The 6,000-nt window shown below is 51.5% G+C and carries 8 protein-coding genes; 3 read left to right on the forward strand and 5 right to left on the reverse strand.

Translation table 11 applies throughout. From position 1 onward, the window contains the following. Nucleotides 1-35 precede the first annotated feature (35 nt). Nucleotides 36-266, reverse strand: coding sequence for a sulfurtransferase-like selenium metabolism protein YedF (gene yedF, locus BM427_RS17125; RefSeq protein WP_090123539.1), 231 nt, complete (start codon nucleotides 264-266; stop codon nucleotides 36-38). Then, a complete protein-coding gene (gene yedE, locus BM427_RS17130) occupies nucleotides 263-1,468 on the reverse strand; it encodes a selenium metabolism membrane protein YedE/FdhT (RefSeq protein ID WP_090123542.1) in 1,206 nt (401 codons plus the stop codon). Before yedE ends, yedF begins: the two co-directional genes overlap by 4 nt. Before the next feature lie 184 nt (nucleotides 1,469-1,652). Here yedE and yedD point away from each other — a divergent pair, with 184 nt between their 5' ends. After that, a complete protein-coding gene (gene yedD, locus BM427_RS17135; RefSeq protein ID WP_090123544.1) occupies nucleotides 1,653-2,063 on the forward strand; it encodes a lipoprotein YedD in 411 nt (136 codons plus the stop codon). A gap of 239 nt (nucleotides 2,064-2,302) precedes the next feature. Here yedD and fliT read toward each other — a convergent pair whose 3' ends face one another. Genes fliT through fliD form a run of 3 tightly spaced genes read right to left on the reverse strand, consistent with a single transcriptional unit; the run spans nucleotide 2,303 to nucleotide 4,496 of the window. Continuing rightward, nucleotides 2,303-2,662, reverse strand: coding sequence for a flagella biosynthesis regulatory protein FliT (fliT, locus tag BM427_RS17140; protein ID WP_090123546.1), 360 nt, complete (start codon nucleotides 2,660-2,662; stop codon nucleotides 2,303-2,305). After that, nucleotides 2,662-3,072, reverse strand: coding sequence for a flagellar export chaperone FliS (gene fliS / locus BM427_RS17145; RefSeq protein ID WP_090123547.1), 411 nt, complete (start codon nucleotides 3,070-3,072; stop codon nucleotides 2,662-2,664). Before fliS ends, fliT begins: the two co-directional genes overlap by 1 nt. A gap of 20 nt (nucleotides 3,073-3,092) precedes the next feature. Beyond that, nucleotides 3,093-4,496: a flagellar filament capping protein FliD gene (gene fliD, locus BM427_RS17150; protein WP_090123549.1), complete on the reverse strand. Its 1,404-nt coding sequence runs from the start codon at nucleotides 4,494-4,496 to the stop codon at nucleotides 3,093-3,095. A 245-nt stretch (nucleotides 4,497-4,741) separates the two neighbouring features. Between fliD and BM427_RS17155 the strand changes: the two genes are divergently transcribed. Beyond that, the gene (locus BM427_RS17155) at nucleotides 4,742-5,647 is read left to right on the forward strand and encodes a flagellin N-terminal helical domain-containing protein (protein WP_090123551.1); all 906 of its coding nucleotides are present in this window, start codon (nucleotides 4,742-4,744) and stop codon (nucleotides 5,645-5,647) included. 30 nt (nucleotides 5,648-5,677) lie between these two features. Beyond that, the gene (locus BM427_RS17160) at nucleotides 5,678-5,953 is read left to right on the forward strand and encodes a hypothetical protein (protein ID WP_090123552.1); all 276 of its coding nucleotides are present in this window, start codon (nucleotides 5,678-5,680) and stop codon (nucleotides 5,951-5,953) included. Nucleotides 5,954-6,000: the final 47 nt, after the last annotated feature.

The raw sequence follows: 6,000 nt of genomic DNA on the forward strand, positions 1-6,000 counted from the left end.
TGGCTCACCGTTTACGGGTAAGCCAGTCTGTTGCGTCACTTCTGGATCAAGTAGCGGATGGTTGGGCCATCCTGCTGGATATCCAGCACAGTATAACCGTGGTTGCGGGCATCCAGCGGAATGTTATTAATCGACTGCGGGCAGTCGCTCACCACCTCCAGAATCTCCCCTTTTTTGAGCTGCGGCATCGCTTCAAGTGTGGCTACCGCCGGATAAGGACAGGGTTCACCGCTCATATCAAGGCGGTAATCGGGCACAATCTTCATGCTGTCTCCTTCACAGGCGCCGGCGCATTACGGCGAAAGAAATGTTTTTCCCAGCCAATGACAAACAGTAGTGCGGCCAGCAACAAAGCATAGGTCACCAGCAGGCCGCCGAGCGGGCCAAAGGTGTTCAGTAAGTTGATTTTATCCCAGTGGGTGGCGAGGGAAGGGGATAAGTCATCCCAGAAGTATGCCAGGATCGTCGAACCGATGACGTTGCCCAGCCCGACCCACCAGTAATGCACCTGGCCTTCGACTGCGCGGTACATCCAGCCGGTTTCACACCCGCCCGCCAGCACAATTCCGAAGCCAAACAGCAGCCCACCGAGTACCGCATTCGGCCCGGCCCACATGATTTTGGGTTCCATCCCCAGTTGCACATAGCTGAAAATGCCGATCGCGCTCGCCGCCATGCCGAAAATAATGGCTTTTGCCATCATGGTGCGCCCGGTGATCCACATATCGCGGAAGGCGGAGGTGAAGCAGATTTGTGCCCGCTCAATCAGTAAACCAAAACCGATGCCAAACAGCATCGCCAGTCCCAGTTTTGGCTGATTCATCGCCGTCATTAGCGCCCAACCCACCATGCCGATAAACACCAGCATACCGATACGAAAGCGGCGTTTTGCCTGATCCGGTTTTTGCGTCAACGGCGAGGCGGCGGAGACTTTCTGCATCTTTACCGCAATACGGAACATGGGCAGCAGCGTGAAGCGTGCGCCAAACCATGAGCCTATTGCTGTGGCAACGGCAAAGAACCAGGCATGCAGTGAAAATTGCGGAATGCCAGTGAAGAAGGCGGCAAGATTACAGCCCATTGCCAACCGGGCACCGAAACCGGCAATGATGCCGCCAGCAATGGCCTGCGCGATGCGAATGCGGCTGTGCGGAAAACGTAGCTTGACGTTATTCGCCCACAACGCGGCGGCAAAACAGCCGCCAAACATACCGATGATCATCATGCCATCAATACGCGTCAGCGGCGTACCGTCCAGATGGATCAGTTTGAAGTATCCCCACTCTTCGGTATGGACGCCCGCCAGTTGCAATAACTGGCCGCCCCAGCGGGTGAATTCGCCGGTCACTGCCCAGAAGGTGCCGGTAATGCCGAAATAGTAGGTTGAAAGAATACCAGCGGCGATAACGGCCGGAATCGGGGACCAGAAGCGAATCAGGAAACGCTCTTTAAAGTATTGCCATGACATAGTAAAAACCCCTGAACTCAGAAGGCAGCAATTGAAAGAAGGCGAATGATACACGTGGCAAATGACAAACTAACGTAAAAAGGGCGTAAACCCTGGTGCAGATCAAACTTCTTCACGCCGGAGAAGGGTGGCGATGATAACGCTTTAATGCCACAATATTTTTTTTTCGCGTTCGGGATAAATAATGAAAAAGCGAGTGATTATTGGCGCGGCGCTACTGCTCAGTGGCTGCGTACAGGTGGATGATTACAACGCGGTGGTAAAACAGCCTGCGCCGGCAGGTTTGGCGGGTTACTGGCAGTCGGCAGGCCCGCAGAGCAAACTGGTCAGCCCGGAAGCTATCGCCAGCCTGATCGTCACGCCCAAAGGGGACACGCTGGATTGCCGTCAGTGGCAGCGGGTCATTGCCGTACCGGGGAAACTGATGCGTGACGGCAGTACCTTATATAACGTGACGCAAAGACGGGATATTTACCCGCTCGACCTCGAAGATAATACGCTGGAATTTGATGGCATGACTTTAAAACGTGTCGATAAACCGACGGTTGAGTGCCAGAACGCGCTGACCGCCGCCGGGCTGGATATCAGCAAATAAGCGTGGCGCCGGGTACTGTTGCCCGGCAATCACATAGCCTTCCTTTTTTTTCTTCCATATTCAGATATCGCAGGTATTTGTGCATCTTAGGCACGGGATTACGCGCAGCATTAGCGTCAGCCTGCATTTTTCGCGAAAGACAAAAGAGAGGGAGTAGCAAAGAAAACCTGATGCCATGTGCCTGAGACTCGAGCAACAGTGCGGGTGGGTGTTAAAAATGTCACCCGCCTGTTCTGAGATTAGATCTCATTCGGGAAGAGTATATTTCCAGAGAGGCGTCCATATGTCGAATGCAGGTTATGTTGTTGAGATGTTTGTCTAACTAATGTCCGCAGTTCGTCCATTCGCTCGTTTAATAGTGTTTTCAGCACCACTTCGTTATCCAGAATTTGCTTCAGCAGAGGCCGAATTTGCGCCTGCAACTGAGGCGCAACTTCTCCGGTATCCTGGGACTGTGCTATCTTCTCCACAGCGTTAACATACTTCACTTCATGTTCGATGAGTTCGTCCCAACGCCCTTCCTTCGCGAGGTTAAGCATGGCGCGGCTGGTGACCAACAGCTGCTGATAGTGGTGGAGCAACCCGAGATTTGCTTCCATTAGTAAGTGTCCCGCGCGTTTTGATTATTGGGGCCAATTTCTTTCCAGGCATCAGCGATGTTGCTCAACAACTTCGATACTTCATCAATGGCGGAGAGGTCATTGTGGAGGTTTGCCTGTAAAAGACGTCGTGTCATGTACTCATAAAGACTGTCCAAATTTGCAGAGATCTCCCCACCGTCTTCGTGATTAAGACCGGCCCGTAAGCCGTTGGTAATGATATTAATCGCATGTGAAAGTGCGCGTCCTTTGCCGGGAATATCCCCCTGTTCAATCAGGATCGCAGCCCTTTTCATGGCGCTCAAGGCGCCATCAAAAAGTAACACCACGAGTTGATGTGGACTGGCGCTCAGAACGGCACTTTCCACACCGACCTGGGCATAAGCCTGAGTCCCCGATTTCATGTACATATCAAACCTCAACTGATGGTTTATTTAAACTGCTGGGTCAAATAATTACCGGTTGTTGTCAGGGATGAAACCAGCTGACTTAAACTGGTGAACTGTGTCTTATAGCGCGCCATGGTTGCAGTGATCTGACTGTTCACTGAATCATACTGGTCGGATAACTGTTTCAGCGTTTTGTTGATCCCGTCAGTCGCATTTTGTACGGTACCATTGGTACCTAAAAAATCGTCCAGCAGGTTGCTTGCCTGAGTGGCGAACCCGGTGGTTTTACCGTCACCGGACAGGAAAGAGATCACGTCCGCTGATTTTTCATTTAACGCTGTATTAAGTTTGGTGCTGTCAACGGTCAGCTTACCGCTCGTATCCTGAGTCACACCCAATTGCGACAGAATAGAGAAACTCCCGCTGTCAGTCTGAGAGGACGACAACATAGAGCGCAGTCGCGTCTGAATGTTACGCAACGTACCGTCGCCGAGCAGGTCGCCGTTCGAGTTGTCCTGCGAACCACTGCCCTGATCCACTGCGGTATATTTGGTCTGGTTAGCAATGGTCGTTTGCAAAGAGTTGTAGGCATCGACAAACGCCTGGATCGCGTCGGTCATCGGCTGGTTGTCTTTTGTTACCGACAGTGTTTCCGGGCTACCAACGTTAGTTTTATTCAATGTCAGCGTGACACCTTCCGGCGCATCAGTAATCGTGTTACTGCTACGGGTAATGGCAATCCCGTTAATTTTCAGCGTCGCGTCAGCCGCAGCAACCTGCTGTGTCATCACGTTGCTCGCGCTGCTGGTATTCGTCGAGTCATAGCTGATGTACTTTGCCAGTTGCGTATCATTTGTGGTGATCGTCATCTGGTTAGCTGTACCGCTGTCACGTGAAGTCAGTGCCAGGTAATAGCTGTTGTCATCTGCTTTAATAATGCTCGCAGTCACGCTGCCTTGCTGTTTGTTAATTGCATCGCGGACGTCCGACAGACTCGTTTGATCGCTGTTCAGCGTCACGGTCATCGGCGTCTTTTGCCCAGGCTGAGTGATCGTAATAGTCCGAGAACTCAGGCTGCTGTCGCCTAAATCAGTATCTTTGCTGGCCACTTTCGGGCTGAGCAGCGATTGAGAAGCTGCCAGCGAAGACACTTCGACCGAGTAAGTTCCCGCTGCGGCATTGTTGGCCAGCGTAGCAGTGAACGCGGTGTTAGTGCTGGATACTTTTGTCGATGCAATGCTTGATGTGTCTTTCAGCGCATTCGCAGCAGTTTGCAGCTTAGTCAGGGAGGTTTGCACCACGCCCCAGGCTGTTAGCTTGGCTTTATACGAAGTCTGTTGAGTGGTAATTGGCGTCAGCTTTGTTTGTTCAGCTGTCTGCAAATTGTCATACAACGTGTTCAGATCCAAGCTTGTGCCTGCGCCGAGCGAACTAATACTTGCCATATCTTCATCCTTCAGTTTTTGACAATCACTGTGTGGATTATCGGCAGCGACTTCGAAAAGATTAGAGGTTTTTTTTTAAAGCAATGGCGAAATAAAGCCAAAGAATAGCGGGCAGTTTGTGGCTTTAAAAAAATAAGGCTTTCCTCTAAAGGTTGGTCAGTGACGGTCGATAATCAGGATGACGGTAAGAACGCCGTAGGCAGATGCCTGAATCTGATAACTTTTTTATTTAAAGGAATTACATTATGGCTGTTATTAATACTAACACCCTGTCGCTGACGACTCAGAACAACCTGACCAAATCTCAGGCTTCCCTGGGGACCGCGATCGAGCGTCTCTCTTCCGGTCTGCGTATCAACAGTGCGAAAGATGACGCTGCTGGCCAGGCGATTGCGAACCGCTTTACGTCCAACATCAACGGCCTGACCGTTGCTGCCCGTAACGCCAACGACGGTATCTCCCTGTCGCAGACGGCTGAAGGCGCGCTGAGCGAAATCAACAACAACTTGCAGCGTATCCGTGACCTGACCGTTCAGGCGCAGAACAGCTCCAACTCTGCGTCCGACATCGACTCCATCCAGGCTGAAGTTAACCAGCGTATGGAAGAAGTTAACCGCGTGACCACCCAGACCGACTTCAACGGCATCAAAGTGCTGAACACCGGTTCGGGTACCAGCAGCTACAACTTCCAGGTTGGCGCGAAAGACAACGAAACCATCTCCATCAAACTGAACGCCTCGAATTCCTACAACCTGTTCAACGCGACAGGCGCAACCTTCCAGACGACTGGCCAGAGCATCAACGGTACTGCACGTGCCACTGCCGCTGAAGGTTTCGACGTACTGAGCGGTACCGTAACCTCCGGTGGTACTGTTGACGGTAGCCCGCTGGCAGATATCGATGCGGCAATCAAGGCCGTTGACTCCCAGCGCAGCCTGCTGGGTGCATCCCAGAACCGTTTCGAATCCACCATCACCAACCTGAACAACACCGTGAGCAACCTGACGTCTGCCCGCAGCCGTATTCAGGACTCCGATTACGCGACCGAAGTATCGAACATGTCGCGCGCGCAGATCCTGCAGCAGGCGGGTTCTTCCGTACTGGCTCAGGCCAACCAGGTTCCGCAGACCATGCTGTCCCTGCTGCGTTAATTCGCAACGGATTAAAAAAGGCATCTTCGGATGCCTTTTTTATTGCCAACGGAAAACCACCCCCTGTTGGGATGGTCATCAAATACCTGTCTTGAGATCTCAATCTTACAGTACTGGCAGAGACTTCTTTTTAAGGGGGGCCATACCCTTTTAGGACCAACCGATGCCGCCTTCTATGAAAGTGGATTTTTACTTGCTTTAAAAACCGGGCACCGCAAAAAAATAAAAAAATCGCTAAAGAGTTTATTACCCCCGTCGATAACAATTTTGACGGTGATGAAGCCGCTGGCGCATACCGGAATATAAATTTCTCAATGAAGGATAATTATCATGGCTGTTATTAATACTAACAC

The organism is Kosakonia arachidis, assembly GCF_900116535.1.
Classification (GTDB): Bacteria; Pseudomonadota; Gammaproteobacteria; order Enterobacterales; family Enterobacteriaceae; genus Kosakonia; species Kosakonia arachidis.